Below are 18,640 nucleotides of genomic sequence, written 5' to 3'. Positions count from 1 at the left end.
CGATCTCCCCCCTTGTGGGGGAGATGTCCGGCAGGACAGAGGGGGGTAGCCCCGGAGACATCAACCCCATGCCACTGATCAACCTCCCAGCCTTCTCCGAAGATCTGCTCGCCGAGTTCGCCGCCCGCAGCACCGAGCGTGTAGACACCCCGGTCATCCAGCCGGCCGAACCCTTCCTCGACATCGCCGGTGAAGACCTTCGCCGCCGCATCTTCATGACCGAGAGCGAAACCGGCGCCAGCCTGTGTCTCCGCCCGGAATTCACAATTCCCGTCTGCCTGCGCCATATCGAAAGCGCCATGGGTACGCCGAAGCGCTATGCCTATCTGGGCGAGGTCTTCCGCCAGCGCCGCGAAGGCGGCAATGAGTTCTATCAGGCGGGTATCGAAGATCTCGGCGATATCAATATCCCGAGCGCCGACGCCCGCGCCATCGGCGATGCGGCCGGCGTGCTGTCGCGGCTGCTGCCGGGCAAGAAGTTGGCCGTCACGCTCGGGGATCAGGCCGTCTTCGAGGCCGTCGTCCAGGCGCTCGGCCTGCCGCTCGGCTGGCAGAAGCGGCTGATCCATGCCTTTGGCGACACCACCCATCTCGAAGCGCTGCTCGCCAGCCTCGTCAGCCCTCAATTCGTCACCGGCCTCAGCGACGATATCGCGCGCCTCCTGGGCGCTGACGATGAAGAGGCGCTGGTCGCCCATATCGACGCCACCATGCAGGCGACGGGCTATTCCACCAATGCCAGCCGCTCGCCGCAGGACATCGCCCGCAGGCTCAAGGAGAAGCTGATCCTGTCGGAAACCCGGCTCGATGACGCGGCGTTCCTAGTGCTTCAGGAGTTCCTGTCGCTCAACGTGCCGCTGATCAATGCATCGGCGGCACTCTCCGGCTTCGCCGATGCCGCCGGCCTCAAGCTTGGCAACGCCCTGTCGCGCTTCGATGGTCGCGTGGCCGCACTCGCCAATGCTGGCGTCGATCTTTCGTTGATCGATTATCGCGCCGCCTTCGGCCGCCCGCTGGATTATTACACCGGCCTCGTCTTCGAGATCGGCGTCGAGGGCTCGGATGCCGTGCTCGCCGGTGGCGGACGCTTCGACAAGCTGATGACCCTGCTCGGCGCCAGGGAGCGCATCCCGGCCGTCGGCTTCTCGCTGTGGCTGGATCGCATCGAAACGGAAAGGGCCGCCTGATGACCATCACCATCGCGCTGCCCTCCAAGGGCCGGATGAAGGACGACGCCTCGGCCATCTTCGAGAAGGCCGGCATGAGGATCACCGCCGTCGGCAACGACCGCTCCTATCGTGGTCGCGTCGAAGGCTGGGATGATGTCGAGGTTGCCTTCCTCTCGGCCTCCGAAATTTCGAAGGAGCTCGGCAACGGTACCGTCGATTTCGGCGTTACCGGCGAAGACCTGATCCGCGAAGGCTTGGCGGAAGCCGACAAGCGCGTCGAATTCTGCGCCCGCCTCGGTTTCGGCCATGCGGATGTCATCGTCGCCGTGCCGGAGATCTGGCTCGATGTCGACAGCATGGCCGATCTCGGCGATGTCGCCACCGATTTCCGCGCCCGCCACGGCCGCCGCCTGACGATCGCCACCAAATACTGGCGCCTGACGCAGCAGTTCTTCTCGCGCCAGCACGGCATCCAGCTTTATCGCATCGTCGAAAGCCTTGGCGCCACTGAGGGCGCACCGGCCTCGGGCTCGGCCGACATCATCGTCGATATCACCTCGACGGGCTCGACGCTGCGCGCCAATCACCTGAAGATCCTGTCGGATGGCGTCATCCTGCGCTCCGAGGCCTGCCTAGTGCGCGCCCGCAAGGAAAGCCACGCCAACGAACCTTCCGTTGCCCGCCTGATCGAAGCCGTCCGCGCCGCGCTTTGATGGCCGGCGAGGACGACAACATCGTAGCCGGGAAAGACAAACCGGGTGCTCCCGTAACGGAGCCGCTTTTCCAGTTTCAACCACGCTGGAAGGAAGAACTCGTCGTCACGGGAAGCGGTGGCTCCTTCGTGCTGGAGCTGCCGATGGGCGTATTGTCTGCCTACCTTCCCAGCGAGAACGAGTGGAAAGAGCACGGGCCGGAATGGGCGCGGGGCCTCTGGCCGGAGCTAAGGCGCGACCTGGATGAGTGGTGTCGCACCCATAACGCCGCTCTCTATGTAATCGCGACGGCAAGCGTTTATTCGCTTTAGCCGCTCGACTGCTGCAGAGACCGCCGCGCAACCTCCTCACTTGATTGAGAACGCAAAAAAAGCCCGCCGCCAGATGACCTGACGGCGGGCTTTTCATACTTGGGAGGATGCTATGCCGATTAGGCCGCGACCGGCAGGGCGCCACGGCGGGCGTCGATCGAGTAGAGACCGGGGCCGAAGGTGGCGAGCAGGATGTAGGCGCCGGCGAGCGTGAAGTTTTTCATCAGCATGATGCCGTTGAGAGCGTTGATCCAGCCGAGAGCGGCATCCGGCCAGCCGGGAACGGCAACGGTGCCGGAGTGGAAGACGAGACCGGTGAAGACGCAGAATGCGGCCAGCGCCCAGCCGACGATCTTCGTCTGGAAGCCGATGAGAACGGCAAGACCGGTGACGAGTTCGAACAGGCCGGCGAGGTAGGCAAGGGCGGTGGCGGCAGGCAGGCCGGCGCCGGTGATCATGCCGGCGGTGCCAGCCGGGTCGGTCAGCTTGCCGAAGCCGGAATAGATGAAGATGAAGGACAGAAGAATGCGGGCGACGAGAATGACAATGTTCTGGGTATTCGACATGGAACTGTCTCCGGTTGAATGAGTTGAGACCGGTGTGCCCCCCGGCACGGTTGTCGATCTCGTATGCACCGTTTCTCCTCTATTTTGGTCGTCATGGAAAGATAGACGGGAGGGGACAGTTCGTTCAATAATAGTGAACGACAATAGCGAATGGTGGCGGCTTGCCATTGCGCCGCGCGCTCTTCTATGGTCGGGCCACCTACCGCAACTGGAGACTTCAGATGGCAGACCTTTCCGCATTCCCGATCACGAAACGCTGGCCGGCAAGCAACCCCGATATCATCCAGCTCTATTCGCTGCCGACGCCGAACGGCGTGAAGGTGTCGATCGCGCTTGAGGAGCTTGCTCTACCCTATGAGCCGCATCTGATCTCGTTCGGCACCAATGATCAGAAATCTCCGGAGTTCATGTCGCTCAATCCGAATGGCCGCATTCCGGCGATCATCGATCCCAATGGCCCTGATGGAAAGCCGATCGGCTTGTTCGAATCCGGAGCGATCCTGGTCTATCTCGCCGAAAAGACCGGCAAGCTCATCCCGGCGGATGCTGCCGGCCGCTACGAGACGCTCCAGTGGGTGTTCTTCCAGATGGGCGGCATCGGGCCGATGTTCGGCCAGTTCGGCCACTTCCATAAGTTCGCCGCCGACAAGGTCGCCAACAATTCCTATCCGGTGGAGCGTTATCGTGACGAGTCCAAGCGCCTGCTCGGCGTTCTGGAAGAGCGCCTGCAGGGACGTCAGTGGATCATGGGCGACACCTACACCATCGCCGATATCACCACGTTCCCATGGGTACGCGGCGCCGATGTCTTCTATGGTGGCCGCGAGCTTCTGGAATACGACAAGTTCCCGGCGGTCATGGACTGGCTGAAGCGCTGCATCGCGCGCCCGGCGAGCGAAAAGGGCCTGAACATCCCGGCACGCCCGGCCTGAACCATCTAGGCAATATGTGCCCATAACGTCAAAAGCCGGCCCATTGGGCCGGCTTTTCCGTGACAGCAGGTAAGTTTTACTGGCGGCGAATGGCGGCCTTGCCGGTGTCGGCTTCGATGCGCGGGAAGATGAACATGCCGATCATGCTGCCATTGCCTTCCTCTTCGTAGCCGTTCGATTCACCCATGCAGAAAAGCGGCTGGCGATAGCCGTTCGGCAGGATAATCGTGGTCGAAAAACAGAAGGATGAGGACAGGGCAGCTGCCTGTTCGAAAATCTGGACGATGCGGCCGCGATCCCTCGGATCGTAGCAGCGCATCAGACTGAGCAAGCCGCATTCGGGCACCGACAGACCATGAAGCCGGGCGCTGCGTTCCTGAAGGCGGATCACGCCGCTTGAAAAGTCGCCGACCCAGCTTTCCGATATCGAGAGCTGAGCGAGCATGTCGGGATTGTTGTCGTTGAGTTCCAGCGATCCGCGCATCAGCGGTGCGGATGCGTTGGTTTTTGTTATCTTAAACACATTGTTCCCCAGTTTGGGCGCAGCGTTCTCCCGTGCTGCACACCCGGCAAACATTACAGTTTCAGTCGACGCCGCGCTTCATGCTCGGTGGCCGGAAAATAGCGTTCCGAGCGGTCGCCCCAAGAAGTGAGCCCACTCTGCCCAGCCTTTCCAAAATATGCAACTTCTAATTTAATTCAGGATAAGAAACTCGGTTCATGCGTCAATGCAATTCTGAGCGGTGTTGGCGATGCAGCGGCAAGTGCGCCTTGAACGAAGCGCCGAACACAGCGCGAATCTATAAGTTTTTTTGCAGAAACGGCAACGGTTTTTAACACGCAGGCGTATCCTCGCGCCCACTCATCAACGATCAAAAATAGCGGAAAGGTTGATGAAACCACTGCTAAATAACGCGAAATTGATGGAGTTGCGGGCGTTTCCTACCTCTGACGGCAACCATTGGCAAGAAAACTCGATTGTTACGAGAATTTGACCCCTCGGTAAAAATCGCCCGTCGAGCAAGCTTCACGAAAGCCTCGCCAAGCTCAACGGCTTGCCATTTGTATGATTATACGTTTCATCACACGGTTGAAAAATTCCGCACGCGAATGTGAGCGCGAATCACAAAACGAAAAGGGCGACCCGAGGGCCGCCCTTCCGTAACCTGAACCTGATGGCTCAGACATAAGACCCGAAGGTCTTACATCATGTCCATGCCGCCACTTCAGCGCGCTTGACGCGCTGAAGCACTTAAAGTGTATGGGCGGCTTTCACGTACAGTTCTGTAATCAGACCTTATGGTCTGATTACATCATGTCCATGCCGCCCATGCCGCCCATGCCGCCAGGCATGCCGGCAGGAGCGTCCTTCTTCGGCAGCTCGGCGATCATGGCTTCCGTCGTGATCAGCAGCGAAGCAACCGAAGCTGCGTTCTGCAGAGCCGTACGAACAACCTTGACCGGGTCGACGATGCCCATGGCGATCATGTCGCCATATTCAGACGTCTGGGCGTTGTAGCCGTAGTTGTCTTCGTTCTTCTCGAGGATCTTGCCAACAACGATCGATGCTTCGTCACCGGCGTTCTCGGAGATCTGGCGAACCAGCGACTGCAGAGCGCGACGGATGATGTTGACGCCAGCTTCCTGGTCGTCGTTTGCACCCTTTGCAGTGATCTTGGAAGCCGAACGGAGGAGGGCAACGCCACCACCAGGTACGATACCTTCCTGAACAGCAGCGCGCGTTGCGTTCAGAGCGTCGTCGATGCGGTCCTTGCGTTCCTTGACTTCGATTTCCGTGGAGCCGCCGACGCGGATGACGGCAACGCCGCCAGCGAGCTTGGCAAGACGTTCCTGCAGCTTTTCGCGGTCATAATCGGAAGAGGTTTCTTCGATCTGAGCCTTGATCTGAGCAACGCGGCCTTCGATGTCGGACTTGGCGCCAGCGCCGTCGACGATCGTCGTGTTTTCCTTGGAGATCGAAACCTTCTTCGAACGGCCGAGCATGTCGAGCGTTACGGATTCGAGCTTGATGCCGAGGTCTTCGGAGATGACAGTGCCGCCCGTGAGGATAGCGATGTCTTCCAGCATGGCCTTGCGGCGATCGCCGAAGCCAGGAGCCTTGACGGCAGCGATCTTCAGGCCGCCACGCAGCTTGTTGACGACGAGCGTAGCAAGAGCTTCGCCTTCGACGTCTTCAGCGATGATGAGGAGCGGCTTGCCGGTCTGAACGACGGCTTCGAGAACCGGGAGCATCGCCTGCAGGTTCGAGAGCTTCTTCTCGTGGAGGAGAATGTAAGCGTCGTCGAGGTCGGCGACCATCTTTTCCGGGTTGGTGACGAAGTAAGGCGACAGGTAGCCGCGGTCGAACTGCATGCCTTCGACGACTTCGAGTTCGGTTTCAGCGGTCTTGGCTTCTTCGACGGTGATGACACCTTCGTTGCCGACCTTCTGCATGGCTTCAGCAATGTCGTCACCGACCTGCTTGTCGCCGTTTGCGGAGATCGTGCCAACCTGGGCAACTTCAGCCGAGGTGGAGATCTTCTTTGCCTTGGCCTGCAGGTCCTTGACGACTTCTGCAACAGCGAGGTCGATACCGCGCTTCAGGTCCATCGGATTCATGCCGGCAGCAACGGCCTTGGCGCCTTCGCGAACGATAGCGCGGGCCAGAACGGTAGCCGTCGTGGTGCCGTCGCCAGCGATGTCGTTGGTCTTCGAAGCAACTTCGCGGACCATCTGGGCGCCCATGTTTTCGAACTTGTCTTCGAGTTCGATTTCCTTGGCGACCGATACACCGTCCTTGGTGATGCGCGGAGCGCCGAAGGACTTGTCGATAACGACGTTACGCCCCTTCGGGCCGAGGGTTACCTGCACTGCGTCAGCGAGGATGTCGACGCCGCGCAGCATCTTTTCGCGCGCAGAGCGGCCGAACTTTACTTCTTTAGCTGCCATTTTGAGAACTCCTGAAAAGGGGTGTCAGCGAATTGGGATGAAGTGGGAAACCGGCTGATTAGCCGATGATGCCCATGATGTCGGCTTCCTTCATGATCAGAAGGTCTTCGCCGTTGATCTTGACTTCGGTGCCGGACCACTTGCCGAACAGAACGCGGTCGCCAGCCTTGACGTCGAGAGCGACGACCTTGCCGGACTCGTCACGAGCGCCGGTGCCGACGGCGACGATTTCGCCTTCCTGCGGCTTTTCCTTGGCGGTGTCAGGAATGATGATGCCGCCCTTGGTCTTTTCTTCGGACTCAACGCGGCGAACAACGACGCGATCGTGAAGGGGGCGGAAGTTGGTGTTTGCCATTGTCTAATCCCTCGATCAAATGACACTCGCAGGCCGGTATGGCCCACACGGATGGGTGTTAGCACTCTCCTCTGGTGAGTGCTAGCGACCTGCATTTAGGAGCGGCCATCTGGGGAGTCAAGGGAAGCTGTCGTAATTTTCCGACGCCCCATGCCTATAGCCGTTTGATGGCAAAGTTGTGAACCTGCCGCGCGCTTGTCGAGGACGGGAAAACGCTTCGATGGTTAATGCCGGAAAGGGCAGGGGCAGCGCCGCATCTCCCGGCGCCGAGCTTTGTCATAAACCCGTGTCCGCAATTTGCGAAAGGCCATCAGGAGGCGCCGTCTCGGCGCCGCCGCCGGGCCGGGATTGTCCAGCCTCGATACGGGTGATATCGAGCGACAGGGGACAGCCGGCAGAGGTCGGCAAAGGGGTGGATATATATGAGCGTGGACGGAGCGGTGATGGCGGATGACAGCGTGGCATCGGTGCCGTTTGGCGAGGCCGTCCGCGTCTGGGCCAGGATCGGCTGTCTGAGTTTCGGCGGCCCCGCCGGCCAGATCGCCCTGATGCACCGAACGATCGTCGACGAAAAGCGCTGGATCTCCGAGGATCGCTTCCTGCATGCGCTGAACTACTGCATGCTTTTGCCAGGCCCCGAGGCGCAGCAGCTTGCCACCTATATCGGCTGGCTGATGCATGGTGTGCGCGGCGGCATCCTCGCCGGCCTGCTTTTCATCCTCCCCGGCTTCGTGGTCATGCTGGGTCTCTCCGCCCTCTACGCCGTCTTCCAGGAGACAGCCTGGCTTCCCGCCCTGTTCTTCGGCCTCAAGGCGGCCGTGCTTGCCGTCGTCGTCGAGGCGCTGCTGCGCCTTGCCCGCCGTGCCTTAAAGACCCGCGCGCATTATTACATCGCCGGCGCCTCTTTCCTGGCGCTGTTCATGCTGAACGCGCCGTTCCCGGTCGTCGTCATCCTCGCCGGCCTCACGGGTTTCGCTCTGCACCGCTATGCCCGCCGACACGCGCCGACGCAGGAAGCCCAAGCCCAACTCAACACGCAATCGCCCCGCCGCCAGCCCACGTTTACGACCCACGCCATCGCCCGGCCGCTCCTTGTTCTCGTCTTCTGGATACTCATCTGGCAGGCACCGTTGCTCCTCGTCCGCAATCTGCATGCGCCCTCCGATCTCATCGCCGAGGCGCTGAGCGGCGAGACCAATGTCTTCGGCGCGCTCTTCATCTTCTTCTCCAAGATGGCGGTCATCACCTTCGGCGGCGCCTATGCGGTGCTCACCTATGTCGCGCAGGTCGCCGTCGGTCATTATGCCTGGCTGCAGCCGGGCGAGATGTTGGATGGCCTGGCGCTGGCCGAGACCACGCCCGGCCCGCTGGTTCTCGTCCTCTGTTTCGTCGGCTTCCTCGCCGGCTACCGCAATCCGCTCTTCATGGCGCCGCTGATGGGCGGCGCGCTCGGCGCCACGCTGGTTGCCTGGGCCACCTTCGTCCCTAGCTTCGTCTGGATCTTCGCCGGCGCGCCCTTCGTCGAGAAGCTGCGCGATAACGCCGGCCTGTCGGCGGCACTATCCGCCATCACAGCGGCCGTCGTCGGCGTCATCCTCAATCTGTCGCTTTGGTTCGGCCTGCACGTGCTCTTCGCCGAGGTCGGCCGGTTAGCACTTCTGTCGCGAGGCGCGGGCCTCCCCATCGTCAGTCTCGCCTGGCCGCAATGGGCCACCATCGATATCGCCGCGCTGGCGATCTTCGTGATCGCGTCTGTCCTGCTGTTCTACGTGAAGATGGGCATGGTCAAGGTGCTGGGGCTTTGCGCCGCCGCTGGCCTTGCCATCAAGGGCGCCGAACTGCTGCTCTGAAGGCCGTCGGAGCGCACTGGGTCGCAAGAATTTCATCGTCCCGCATTGCAAAATTTCTTGCCATCGCGGCGGGGCTTTGCGATGTCAGCCCTCATCGAATGAAAACCGGGACTTTGAAATGGCGCAGCGCATCGAGAATTTCGCAGAGATCACCAGCCACTACGATGCGGTGTTCTGCGATGTGTGGGGCGTGTTGCACAACGGCGTCTCGCCGTTCCCGAAGGCCGCCGCAGCCCTGCAGGCCGCGCGCGAGGCTGGTCTCACGGTCGTTCTGATCACCAATTCGCCGCGCATTGCGCCGCTCGTCGTCGATCAGCTCCGCAACATCGGCATCCAGGACGAAGCCTATGACCGCATCGTCACCTCGGGCGATGTCACCCGTGGCCTGATCGCCGAAGGCCCGAAGAAGGTCTTCCTGCTCGGCCCGGATCGCGACATCGCCATCATCGAAGGCATCGGCGTCACCCGCGTTTCCGCCGAAGAGGCCGATTGCGTCGTCTGCACCGGCTTCTTCGACGATGAGACCGAGACGCCTGAAGATTACACCGACATGCTCAAGGCCTTCCAGGCCCGCGACTTGCCGCTGATCTGTGCCAACCCCGACCTGATCGTCGAGCGCGGCCACAAGATGATACCCTGCGCCGGCGCCATGGCCGCCTATTACGATCAGCTCGGCGGCAAGACCCGCATCGCCGGCAAGCCGCACAAGCCGATTTATGACGCCGTGCTCTCGGTTGCCCGCGAAATGCGCGGTGACCTCAAGATGGACCGCATCCTGGCGATCGGCGACGGCATGCCGACGGATGTGCGCGGCGCTCTCGATTACGGTCTCGATCTTCTCTATATCAGCGGCGGCATCCACGCGGCCGAATACACGCTGAACGGCGAGACCGACGAGGCGATCCTCACCGCCTATCTCGAACGCGAGAAGGCAACGCCGAAGTGGTGGATGCCGCGCCTGGCCTGAGCCGCCATCTGACCATCTTGTGTAAGCCCGAAGCATCAGTAAAGTCTGCCCGATGACCGTCTTCCATCGCAATGAAACCCGAGAGCCCTTGCCAGACCACCTGCATGGCGGTGTGGTCGCCATCGGCAATTTCGACGGTGTCCATCGCGGTCATCAGTCGGTGCTGGAACGCGCGCTCGAGATCGCCGAGGCGCGTGGCGTTCCAGCCCTCGTGCTGACCTTCGAGCCGCATCCGCGCACGGTCTTCAACCCGCAGACACCGGTCTTCCGCCTGACGCCAGCGCCGCTGCGCGCCCGCATTCTCGAGGCCATGGGCTTCGGCGCCGTCATCGAATACCCGTTCGACCGCGAATTCTCGCAGCGCTCGGCTGACGATTTCATCCACTCGATCCTCAAGGATTGGCTGGCCGCCTCCGAGGTCGTGACCGGCGTCGATTTCCATTTCGGCCGTGGCCGCGAGGGTGGCCCGGCCTTCCTTATGGATGCCGGCAATAAATACGGCTTCGGCGTCACCCTGATCGACACCTTCCGCGACGAGAACGCCGACGTGGTCTCTTCCAGTCGCATCCGCGCTTTGTTGAAGGACGGCGAAGTCAGCGAGGTCGCCGGCCTGCTCGGCTATCACTACACGGTCGAATCCGAGGTGATCGGCGGCGAAAAGCTCGGCCGCCAGCTGGGCTTCCCGACAGCCAACATGCGCCTGCCAGCCGAGGTCGAACTGAAGCCCGGCATCTACGCCGTCCGCTTTCGCTTCGAGGATGGGTCGATGCACGACGCGGTCGCAAGCTACGGCCGCCGCCCGACGGTCACCGACAACGGCGCGCCGCTGCTCGAAACCTTCGTCTTCGATTTCTCCGGCGATCTCTACGGCCAGATCTGTTCCGTTTCCTTCTTCTCCTACCTGCGCCCGGAGCTGAAGTTCGACGGCCTCGAACCGCTGGTCGAGCAGATGAACCGCGACAAGGAAGAGGCGAGGGCGGTACTCTCAGGCATACAGTCGATCAGCGAGCTCGACCGCAAGCTCTGCGGCCTCGTCTGAAGTTTCATTCCTCTTCCGCATTGCGTTGAAGCAATGCCGCCACCGGATCCTCCGGCTCGATCGTCACGATGACGATCGACAGAAAGATCAGCGCCGCCCCGACGCAGGCCATCACAGGCGGCCGCTCCAGCAAGACAAGGCAGGCGCCGATCGCGCCGAATATGCTCTCGCCGGAGACGAGCACCGCCGCCTTCGATGCCGGCACATGACGCTGCGCATAGGTCTGCAGCCCGAACGCGGCCGCCGTCGAGAGAATGCCGAGCATCGCCAGTTCCGGTGCCGCCCGCCACATCATCTCGCCCGTCAGCGGCTCCAGAAGCGGCGCCACCGGCATCAAGAGCAGCGCGGCGATCGCGAATTGCACGAAGGCCGAGGTGAACGGCCCGCCATGACGCCGCGCGTGGCGCCCGAGCAGCACCATCCAGAACGCGTAGAAGACGGCGGAGACCAGGCAGGCAACATCGCCTGTGTTCAGCGCCGCGAAGCCGCCGATCCCATCGGCCATCAGCCCGATGCCGACAAGCGTCAGGCAGGCCGCGAAGACACCCAGCCGCCGCGTCGTCTCGCCGAAGGTGACCCATGCCACGACAGGTGTTAGCACGGTGGCGGTGTTGACCAGGAAGCTCGCATTGACGACCGTGGCGTTGACATAGGCCGTCTGCTGTATGGCGATCGCCACGGTGAAGGTCAGCGCAACACGTAGGATGCTCTTTGTCCACCCCGCGCCATGTCCCCGCACATCGTTGCGCTCAAAAGCCGCCAGCGGCAGCATCACCAGCGCCGCAATCAGGCAGCGCAGCATGGTGGCCGACAGCGGGCCCATATGCGTGAGCACCGTCTTTTGCGCGATGTTACCGAAGCCCCAGAAGGCGGCGGCGAGGATCAGCGAGACATAGGCGCTCCGCTTCGACATGGCGGCTCAGACTACGAGCAGGTGGAGCGCTGCCCGCAAACCGGACAAGATGTCGCCGCGCGCCGAATGATATGGAAAATCATCCATCGACATGCCCTCCCGAAAAGAGATCGAGCCGAGGATGCCATAAGGGTATCGAGCGCTTGCGGTCGGCGACCGCCGCCGCCGCCCGGAAGCGTCGCCCCTCAAACACCCTGTCCGTTATTTGGATCTGCTAATTGGTATTGTTGGGATAGCGCCGGTCACTGCCGCTATCGATCACATGTTCCATCCGCGCCCCTCTCGCTGAAAACAGGCAACGCTTCGCGCGCGGCGATTTCGCCACGTGCCACCGCCTGCAACCATGTAACGTCAGATTGAAATCAACTTATAGTATATTAGCAATATTTGAATTGAATGTGAAGGCAGCCGAGGAAAGCGGTGCGGCGATGGAAGACATCCGTCTCACAACCGACTGCCCAGTCACAAACTGTGTCTTTTTCGCGGCAGAGATGCTTGCCGAGCGAGCCGGCTGGCATATCTCATCTATCTGATAAGACGCGGATAAGCCGCGCCCGATCCGCGAAAGGCACTCTCCTCATGGACAAAAGATTTGGAACGGCGGCCTGCTGGCTGCTCATCATTCCCTATATCGGGCTGCTCTGGGTCCCCTTCTACAATTTCCACGATCCTGTGATCTTCGGCTTCCCGTTCTTCTACTGGTATCAGCTCCTCTGGGTGCCGATCACCGCCTTCCTGACCTGGATCGCTTACCGGAGCATGCGCAATGACGACTGATCTCAACGTCACGGCGCTCAGCGTCTTTATTTTCTTCTTTGTCCTCGTCACCGTCATGGGCTTCGTCGCCTCGCGCTGGCGCCGGCCTGAAACCATGGCGCATATCGACGAATGGGGTCTCGGCGGCCGCTCCTTCGGCACCTGGATCACATGGTTCCTGGTCGGCGGCGATTTCTACACCGCCTACACCGTCATCGCCGTTCCGGCGCTCGTCTATACCGTCGGCGCCTATGGCTTCTTCGCGCTGCCCTATACGATCGTCGTCTATCCCTTCGTCTTCATGGTGATGCCGGTGCTCTGGAAGCGGGCGCGGGACTTCGGCTATGTCACGGCGGGCGACGTCGTCCACGGGCAGTATGGCTCGCGCGGGCTGGAGCTTGCGGTCGCGGCAACAGGCGTCATCGCCACCATGCCCTATATCGCCCTGCAGCTTGTCGGCATGACGGCGGCGCTGAAGGCGCTAGGCCTGCATGGCGAGGTGCCGCTCGCCATCGCCTTCATCGTGCTGGCACTCTACACCTATTCGGCGGGCCTGAGAGCACCCGCGCTGATCGCCTTCGTCAAGGACATCATGATCTATATCGTGGTGATCGCCGCCGTGGCGCTGATCCCCTCGAAGCTCGGCGGCTACGCCAATGTCTTCGCCTCCGCCGACGCGGCCTTCCAGGCCAAGGGTTCCGGCAGTCTGCTGCTTGGCTCCAACCAGTATGTCGCCTATGCGACGTTGGCGCTCGGCTCGGCACTCGCGGCCTTCATGTATCCGCACACGCTGACCGGCATCTTCGCCTCCAACAGCGGCAACACCATCCGCAAGAACGCGGTGCTGCTGCCGGCCTATACGCTGCTGCTCGGGCTGCTGGCACTGCTCGGCTACATGGGCCACGCCGCCGGCCTCAAGCTCGACAGCGCAAATGACGTGGTGCCGGCGCTGTTCCAGACCCTCTTCCCCAGCTGGTTCGCCGGCTTCGCCTTTGCGGCGATCGCCATCGGCGCTCTGGTGCCCGCGGCGGTGATGAGTATCGGCGCCGCCAACCTCTTCACCCGCAACTTCTGGAAAGCCTATGTAAACCCCCAGGTGACGGATGCGGGCGAAGCAAAAGTCGCGAAGATGACCTCGCTGGTCGTCAAGGTCGGCGCCCTGCTGGTCATCATCTTCCTCCCCACCCAATTCGCTCTCGACCTGCAGCTCCTCGGCGGCATCTGGATCCTGCAAACGCTCCCGGCCCTGGTCTTCGGTCTCTACACCAACTGGTTCCGCGCGCAGGGCCTGCTCGCCGGCTGGTTCGTCGGCTTCTTCGGCGGCACGCTGCTGGTCTGGATCAACGGGTTGAAACCGCTGCAGCCGGTGACGATTGGCGAGACCTCGTTCACCATCTACATCGGGTTGCTGGCGCTGGCGGTGAACATCATCGTCGCGGTGGTGGTGAACGCAGTGGCGCCCGGCAAGGCGGTGGCGCGGGCTTGAGGGGGAGAGGGAGGGCTGCGGGTGACGCCGCGGCCCTCTTCAAAGCTTTCCCTTGTAACCGGCATCCTTCAGGATCGCGTTGGCCGTATGACGGCTCTGCAGATTGCGCGGCACAAGAAGCATTTTCTTGGTGTCAGGCGATTGCCATTTCTCGTGCGATCCCTTGGCGTTCTTCAGATAGACGTAGCCGAGGGCGGAAATGATCTCACAAACGATCTTGTATAGCCCTCGGCCATTCAGGCCGCCGCGACATGCGGCGTCGGGCGCTGCCAGAGGATCGCCGGAACGAGATCTTTCAGCGGCGTGTCGGCAAGGTCGGATGAGGACATGTGATTGGCAATGATCAGGTCGATGGCGCTGTCGAAGATGATGTCTTCGAAAGCGTCGATATCGGCCGTTTCGATATGCAGCCCCTCGATATCGCTCTCGGAATAGAAGACCTTGGCCTCCTCGTCCCAGATTGCCTTGATGAAAAAGGTGCGTTTCACCATCGAGTGAGCCTCTGTGTTGCCGTGGCCTCAATATATAGCAACGGCGGCGATGCACAACGTCGGCGGAGGGCGCGGCTGCGCCAATTCTCCTCTTCCTTTTCCCGCCAAAAGCGCCTATGAACCGGCGCGATGAACACATTCCGGCTGGCGATCACGATACGAATTATCGGCCCGGCCTTCCGCGCGCGCTAAGCGGCCGGAAGGTCCGGGTTTTCGGCGCTCGACCTCAGAGCGCTTCCGCCGCCACGATATTTCCAAGTCCGTTGCGCCCGTTTGCGAGGCGTAAAGCACGATCGCTAGAAGAGACGATTGCCAGACATGACCGATACAGCCGAAAAGATCGATTACTCCAAGACCCTCTATCTCCCCGAAACCGATTTCCCGATGCGCGCCGGCCTGCCGCAGAAGGAGCCGGAAACCGTTGCCCGCTGGCAGGAGATGGGCCTCTACAAGAAGCTGCGCGCCTCTGCCGCCGGCCGCGAGAAATTCGTCCTCCACGACGGCCCTCCCTATGCCAACGGCAACATCCATATCGGCCACGCGCTGAACAAGATCCTGAAGGACGTCATCAACCGCTCGTTCCAGATGCGCGGCTTCGATGCCAATTACGTTCCCGGCTGGGATTGCCACGGCCTTCCGATCGAGTGGAAGATCGAGGAAGAGAACTACCGCGCCAAGGGTAAGGCCAAGCCTGATCTCAAGCAGGCCGACGCGATGATCGAGTTCCGCAAGGAATGCCGCGCTTACGCTGAAAAGTGGATCAAGATCCAGGGCGACGAGTTCAAGCGCCTCGGCATCGAGGGTGATTTCGACAATCCGTATCTGACGATGAACTTCCACGCCGAAAGCCGCATCGCCGGCGAACTGTTGAAGATCGCCATGAGCGGCCAGCTCTATCGCGGCTCGAAGCCGATCATGTGGTCGGTGGTCGAGCGCACGGCGCTGGCAGAAGCCGAAGTCGAATACCACGACGTCGAGAGTGATATGATCTGGGTGAAGTTCCCGGTCGTGGGTGGCGCCGGCGAGCTGGCCGATGCCCATGTCGTCATCTGGACGACAACGCCATGGACGATCCCCGGCAACCGCGCCATCGCCTACTCGCCGAAGGTCGCCTACGGTCTTTATGAGATCACGGCTGCTGAAAACGACTTCGGCCCGCAGTCTGGCGAGAAGCTGATCTTCGCCGACGCGCTGGCCGAAGAGTCCTTCAAGAAGGCGAAACTCGAAGCAAAGCGGCTGAGTAACGTTTCCGCTCGCGAACTGGCGTCAATGACTGCCGCTCATCCCCTTAAGGGTATTGGCGGTGGGTATGAATTCGCTGTGCCGCTTATCCCTGGCGATCATGTCACCGATGATGCCGGTACGGGTTTTGTCCACACGGCTCCGAGCCATGGACGCGAAGACTATGAGGCATGGATCGAATACCAGAAAAACAGACTTCTCAATTTCGCGAACACTCCTGGGATTTCTGTGGCCGAGCGGCAGCAGTTTCTTGCCGAACTGTCTGAGGTCTCAAGATCAATCCCGTTCCCGGTCGACGACAGCGGCACCTATACCGCAGACGCCCCCGGCTTCGAGGGCGCCCGCGTCATGGACGACAACGGCAAGAAGGGCGATGCCAACGAGCGCGTCATCAAGACGCTGATCGAACGCAACGCGCTGTTTGCCCGTGGCCGCCTGAAGCATTCCTATCCGCATTCCTGGCGCTCCAAGAAGCCGATCATCTTCCGCAATACGCCGCAGTGGTTCGTCTACATGGACAAGGACCTCAAGGACGGCACGACGCTGCGCACCCGTGCGCTGAACGCCATCGACGACACCCGTTTCGTACCCGCCGCCGGCCAGAACCGGCTGCGTGCCATGATCGAGCAGCGTCCTGACTGGGTTCTCTCGCGCCAGCGCGCATGGGGCGTTCCGATCTGCGTCTTTGCCGATGAAGACGGCAACGTCCTGCAGGACGAAGAGGTCAACAATCGCATCCTCCAAGCCTTCGACGTGGAGGGTGCCGATGCCTGGTTCGCCGAAGGCGCCAAGGATCGCTTCCTCGGCAACGGTCACGACCACGCCAAGTGGACGCAGGTCATGGACATCCTCGATGTCTGGTTCGACAGTGGCTCGACCCACACGTTTACGCTGGAAGACCGCCCGGACCTGAAGTGGCCGGCCGATCTCTATCTCGAAGGCTCCGACCAGCATCGCGGCTGGTTCCACTCGTCGCTGCTGGAATCGGCCGCGACCCGTGGCCGCGCGCCCTATAACGCCGTTCTTACCCATGGCTTCACCATGGACGAGAAGGGCGAGAAGATGTCGAAGTCCAAGGGCAACGTAACCTCGCCGCAGGAAATCATGAAGGATGCCGGCGCCGACATCCTGCGCCTCTGGGTCATGACATCAGACTATGCTGACGACCTGCGCGTCGGCAAGACGATCATCCAGACCAATGTCGATGCCTACAGAAAGCTGCGCAACACCATCCGCTGGATGCTCGGCACGCTGGCGCACGACAAGGGCGAGACCTTCGAAGTCTCCGAGATGCCGGAGCTGGAGCAGCTGATGCTTCATCGCCTGGCCGAGCTCGACCAGCTGGTACGCGAGAATTACGACGCCTTCGACTTCAAGAAGATCGCCCGCGCGCTGATCGACTTCGCCAATGTCGAGCTCTCGGCCTTCTACTTCGACGTCCGCAAGGATGCGCTCTATTGCGACGCGCCATCCAGCCTGCGCCGCCGCGCCTCGCTGCATGTCATCCGCAACATCTTCGATTGTATGGTGACCTGGCTTGCTCCGATGCTGCCGTTTACGACGGAAGAGGCATGGCTCTCGCGCAACCCTGGTGCCGTCTCCGTCCACCTCGAGCAGTTCCCCGAGATTCCAGCCAACTGGAAGGACGAGGCGCTGGCCGAGAAGTGGAAGAAGATCCGCGCGGTCCGCACGGTCGTCACCGGTGCTCTCGAAATCGAGCGCAAGGACAAGCGCATCGGCTCCTCGCTGGAAGCGGCTCCGGTCGTCCATATCGCCGATGCCGAGCTCCTGAAGGCGCTCGAGGGCCAGGACTTCGAGGAGATCTGCATCACCTCGGGCGTCGTCATCGAGGGCAATGAAGGCCCGTCCGACGCGTTCCGTCTCACCGAAGTGGCCGGCGTCAGCGTCGAGCCGAAGCTTGCCGAAGGTGAGAAGTGCGCCCGCTCGTGGCGGATCACCACGGATGTCGGCTCCGATCCCGAGTATCCCGACGTTTCCGCCCGCGATGCTGCCGCATTGCGCGAACTTGCGGCATAAACCGAAGAAAGTTGCCGGATGAATTGCGCAATCGCGGTTCATCCGGTAAAAGCTGCCTGAAATTGGCCGGATTTTTCCGTCACGGGGAGGATGTCCGGTTGAGCATTGACTGCACCGGCATGGCTGGAAGGGTTTTCATGTTATCGAAGCGTTGGTTCCGTTTGGGCGCATGCCTGACTGTTGCGATGGCAGGCACTGCGATGATGTCGAGCTGCACGAGCGGCCCCCGCTACGGCACGGACAAGACGGCATTCGAGCAGCTGACCGATGACCTTGGCCAATCCACCTCGCTGACCGGCACCGAGCCCAAGAACAAGGGCGTGAAGTACAATCCGCGTCCGGGCCTCGTGGTTCCCAAGGCCGGCGACAAGGAAAACCTGGTCGCGCCGCAGCAATCGATCGCCAGCAAGGACAATCCGCAGTGGGTCGAATCGCCTGAGGAAACCCGCGCCCGCCTCGTCAAGGAAGCCGACGAGAACAGCGACAAGTCCGGCTACCAGTCGCCGCTCGCCAACAACGAGGTCGAAGGCGGTCGTCGCACGACGGAAGCCCAGGCCAAGGCCTTCCGCGAAGCCCGCGCCATCCAGAAGGGCGCCTATATCGACCAGCGCCGCTACATCTCCGATCCGCCGACCGAATACCGCCAGGTCGACGACCCCACCAAGCTCGACGATCTCGGCGAGCCTGAGCTGAAGAAGATGAAGAAGAAGAAAAAGGAAGCCGCCGTTGCGGGTTCCGGCAAGCAGTGGTGGAACCTGTTGCAGTAAGGCTGCTGCTAGGTAGCGTTGTTTTCTAGGGTTTGATTTTTTGCTGCGGCAGTGATGCTGGCGTGGTTCCGTGTGGCACCCCCCTCTGTCCTGCCGG

At 61.5% G+C, this 18,640-nt stretch carries 17 protein-coding genes; 11 read left to right on the top strand and 6 right to left on the bottom strand.

Going from position 1 to position 18,640, the window contains the following annotated elements:
• The first annotated feature begins 68 nt into the window (after window positions 1-68).
• From B3605_RS01185 to B3605_RS01175, 3 genes are read left to right on the top strand one after another with little or no spacing between them, the layout of a single operon-like run.
• Window positions 69-1,187: an ATP phosphoribosyltransferase regulatory subunit gene (locus tag B3605_RS01185; RefSeq protein WP_112944565.1), complete on the top strand. Its 1,119-nt coding sequence runs from the start codon at window positions 69-71 to the stop codon at window positions 1,185-1,187.
• Window positions 1,187-1,882: an ATP phosphoribosyltransferase gene (gene hisG, locus B3605_RS01180; RefSeq protein WP_112944564.1), complete on the top strand. Its 696-nt coding sequence runs from the start codon at window positions 1,187-1,189 to the stop codon at window positions 1,880-1,882. The genes B3605_RS01185 and hisG overlap by 1 nt, the downstream gene beginning before the upstream one ends.
• The gene (locus B3605_RS01175) at window positions 1,882-2,193 is read left to right on the top strand and encodes a hypothetical protein (protein ID WP_296431729.1); all 312 of its coding nucleotides are present in this window, start codon (window positions 1,882-1,884) and stop codon (window positions 2,191-2,193) included. Before hisG ends, B3605_RS01175 begins: the two co-directional genes overlap by 1 nt.
• A 119-nt stretch (window positions 2,194-2,312) precedes the next feature.
• Here B3605_RS01175 and B3605_RS01170 read toward each other — a convergent pair whose 3' ends face one another.
• Entirely contained in the window at window positions 2,313-2,759 is a 447-nt protein-coding gene (locus tag B3605_RS01170; protein ID WP_112944563.1) for a DoxX family protein, read from the bottom strand.
• A 221-nt stretch (window positions 2,760-2,980) separates the two neighbouring features.
• On the opposite strand from B3605_RS01170, the gene B3605_RS01165 reads away from it, so the two are divergent.
• Entirely contained in the window at window positions 2,981-3,691 is a 711-nt protein-coding gene (locus tag B3605_RS01165) for a glutathione binding-like protein (RefSeq protein ID WP_112973703.1), read from the top strand.
• A 76-nt stretch (window positions 3,692-3,767) separates the two neighbouring features.
• Here B3605_RS01165 and B3605_RS01160 read toward each other — a convergent pair whose 3' ends face one another.
• The 3 genes from B3605_RS01160 to groES all read right to left on the bottom strand — a co-directional run bounded on the left by B3605_RS01160 (window position 3,768) and on the right by groES (window position 6,995).
• Window positions 3,768-4,214 (bottom strand): hypothetical protein, encoded by a 447-nt coding sequence (locus B3605_RS01160; protein WP_183795312.1) that lies wholly within the window; start codon window positions 4,212-4,214, stop codon window positions 3,768-3,770.
• A 785-nt stretch (window positions 4,215-4,999) separates the two neighbouring features.
• The gene (groL, locus tag B3605_RS01155) at window positions 5,000-6,640 is read right to left on the bottom strand and encodes a chaperonin GroEL (RefSeq protein WP_018898570.1); all 1,641 of its coding nucleotides are present in this window, start codon (window positions 6,638-6,640) and stop codon (window positions 5,000-5,002) included.
• Between the two features lie 58 nt (window positions 6,641-6,698).
• Window positions 6,699-6,995 (bottom strand): co-chaperone GroES, encoded by a 297-nt coding sequence (groES, locus tag B3605_RS01150; RefSeq protein ID WP_112944560.1) that lies wholly within the window; start codon window positions 6,993-6,995, stop codon window positions 6,699-6,701.
• A 422-nt stretch (window positions 6,996-7,417) separates the two neighbouring features.
• Here groES and chrA point away from each other — a divergent pair, with 422 nt between their 5' ends.
• From chrA to B3605_RS01135, 3 genes are all read left to right on the top strand, one after another.
• Window positions 7,418-8,845 carry a chromate efflux transporter gene (chrA, locus tag B3605_RS01145; RefSeq protein WP_112944559.1) on the top strand — a complete coding sequence of 476 codons (1,428 nt, stop codon included), beginning with the start codon at window positions 7,418-7,420 and terminating at the stop codon, window positions 8,843-8,845.
• A gap of 118 nt (window positions 8,846-8,963) precedes the next feature.
• Complete coding sequence (locus tag B3605_RS01140) at window positions 8,964-9,812, top strand: TIGR01459 family HAD-type hydrolase (protein WP_112944558.1); 849 nt, start codon at window positions 8,964-8,966, stop codon at window positions 9,810-9,812.
• Window positions 9,813-9,864: 52 nt separating this feature from the next.
• Window positions 9,865-10,851, top strand: a complete 987-nt coding sequence (locus B3605_RS01135; protein WP_112944557.1) for a bifunctional riboflavin kinase/FAD synthetase — start codon at window positions 9,865-9,867, stop codon at window positions 10,849-10,851.
• Window positions 10,852-10,855: 4 nt separating this feature from the next.
• Here the strand turns inward: B3605_RS01135 and B3605_RS01130 are convergent, their stop codons facing one another.
• A complete protein-coding gene (locus B3605_RS01130) occupies window positions 10,856-11,764 on the bottom strand; it encodes a DMT family transporter (protein WP_112944556.1) in 909 nt (302 codons plus the stop codon).
• Window positions 11,765-12,343: 579 nt separating this feature from the next.
• Here B3605_RS01130 and B3605_RS01125 point away from each other — a divergent pair.
• Both B3605_RS01125 and mctP read left to right on the top strand, forming a co-directional pair.
• Entirely contained in the window at window positions 12,344-12,541 is a 198-nt protein-coding gene (locus B3605_RS01125; RefSeq protein ID WP_112944555.1) for a DUF3311 domain-containing protein, read from the top strand.
• Window positions 12,531-14,006, top strand: a complete 1,476-nt coding sequence (mctP, locus tag B3605_RS01120; RefSeq protein WP_112944554.1) for a monocarboxylate uptake permease MctP — start codon at window positions 12,531-12,533, stop codon at window positions 14,004-14,006. Before B3605_RS01125 ends, mctP begins: the two co-directional genes overlap by 11 nt.
• Window positions 14,007-14,242: 236 nt before the next feature.
• On the opposite strand, the gene B3605_RS01115 is transcribed toward mctP, so the two are convergent.
• Window positions 14,243-14,497, bottom strand: a complete 255-nt coding sequence (locus tag B3605_RS01115) for a DUF1902 domain-containing protein (protein WP_037186714.1) — start codon at window positions 14,495-14,497, stop codon at window positions 14,243-14,245.
• A gap of 318 nt (window positions 14,498-14,815) precedes the next feature.
• On the opposite strand from B3605_RS01115, the gene ileS reads away from it, so the two are divergent.
• Complete coding sequence (gene ileS, locus B3605_RS01110; protein WP_112973701.1) at window positions 14,816-17,776, top strand: isoleucine--tRNA ligase; 2,961 nt, start codon at window positions 14,816-14,818, stop codon at window positions 17,774-17,776.
• A 137-nt stretch (window positions 17,777-17,913) separates the two neighbouring features.
• Window positions 17,914-18,543, top strand: a complete 630-nt coding sequence (locus tag B3605_RS01105) for a hypothetical protein (RefSeq protein WP_112944552.1) — start codon at window positions 17,914-17,916, stop codon at window positions 18,541-18,543.
• Window positions 18,544-18,640: the final 97 nt, after the last annotated feature.

The organism is Rhizobium sp. UBA1881, assembly GCF_002338015.1.
Classification (GTDB): domain Bacteria; phylum Pseudomonadota; class Alphaproteobacteria; order Rhizobiales; family Rhizobiaceae; genus Rhizobium.
This window is presented reverse-complemented; position numbering and strand designations above follow the sequence as displayed.

Bases quoted from the DNA above. Each gene is read 5' to 3' on its own strand.
- B3605_RS01125 (WP_112944555.1), top strand. From the start codon at position 12,344: ATGGACAAAAGATTTGGAACGGCGGCCTGCTGGCTGCTCATCATTCCC.
- groES (WP_112944560.1), bottom strand. From the start codon at position 6,995: ATGGCAAACACCAACTTCCGCCCCCTTCACGATCGCGTCGTTGTTCGC.
- mctP (WP_112944554.1), top strand. From the start codon at position 12,531: ATGACGACTGATCTCAACGTCACGGCGCTCAGCGTCTTTATTTTCTTC.
- B3605_RS01130 (WP_112944556.1), bottom strand. From the start codon at position 11,764: ATGTCGAAGCGGAGCGCCTATGTCTCGCTGATCCTCGCCGCCGCCTTC.
- B3605_RS01185 (WP_112944565.1), top strand. From the start codon at position 69: ATGCCACTGATCAACCTCCCAGCCTTCTCCGAAGATCTGCTCGCCGAG.
- B3605_RS01140 (WP_112944558.1), top strand. From the start codon at position 8,964: ATGGCGCAGCGCATCGAGAATTTCGCAGAGATCACCAGCCACTACGAT.
- B3605_RS01105 (WP_112944552.1), top strand. From the start codon at position 17,914: ATGTTATCGAAGCGTTGGTTCCGTTTGGGCGCATGCCTGACTGTTGCG.
- B3605_RS01115 (WP_037186714.1), bottom strand. From the start codon at position 14,497: ATGGTGAAACGCACCTTTTTCATCAAGGCAATCTGGGACGAGGAGGCC.
- chrA (WP_112944559.1), top strand. From the start codon at position 7,418: ATGAGCGTGGACGGAGCGGTGATGGCGGATGACAGCGTGGCATCGGTG.
- B3605_RS01165 (WP_112973703.1), top strand. From the start codon at position 2,981: ATGGCAGACCTTTCCGCATTCCCGATCACGAAACGCTGGCCGGCAAGC.
- ileS (WP_112973701.1), top strand. From the start codon at position 14,816: ATGACCGATACAGCCGAAAAGATCGATTACTCCAAGACCCTCTATCTC.
- hisG (WP_112944564.1), top strand. From the start codon at position 1,187: ATGACCATCACCATCGCGCTGCCCTCCAAGGGCCGGATGAAGGACGAC.
- groL (WP_018898570.1), bottom strand. From the start codon at position 6,640: ATGGCAGCTAAAGAAGTAAAGTTCGGCCGCTCTGCGCGCGAAAAGATG.
- B3605_RS01135 (WP_112944557.1), top strand. From the start codon at position 9,865: ATGACCGTCTTCCATCGCAATGAAACCCGAGAGCCCTTGCCAGACCAC.
- B3605_RS01175 (WP_296431729.1), top strand. From the start codon at position 1,882: ATGGCCGGCGAGGACGACAACATCGTAGCCGGGAAAGACAAACCGGGT.
- B3605_RS01170 (WP_112944563.1), bottom strand. From the start codon at position 2,759: ATGTCGAATACCCAGAACATTGTCATTCTCGTCGCCCGCATTCTTCTG.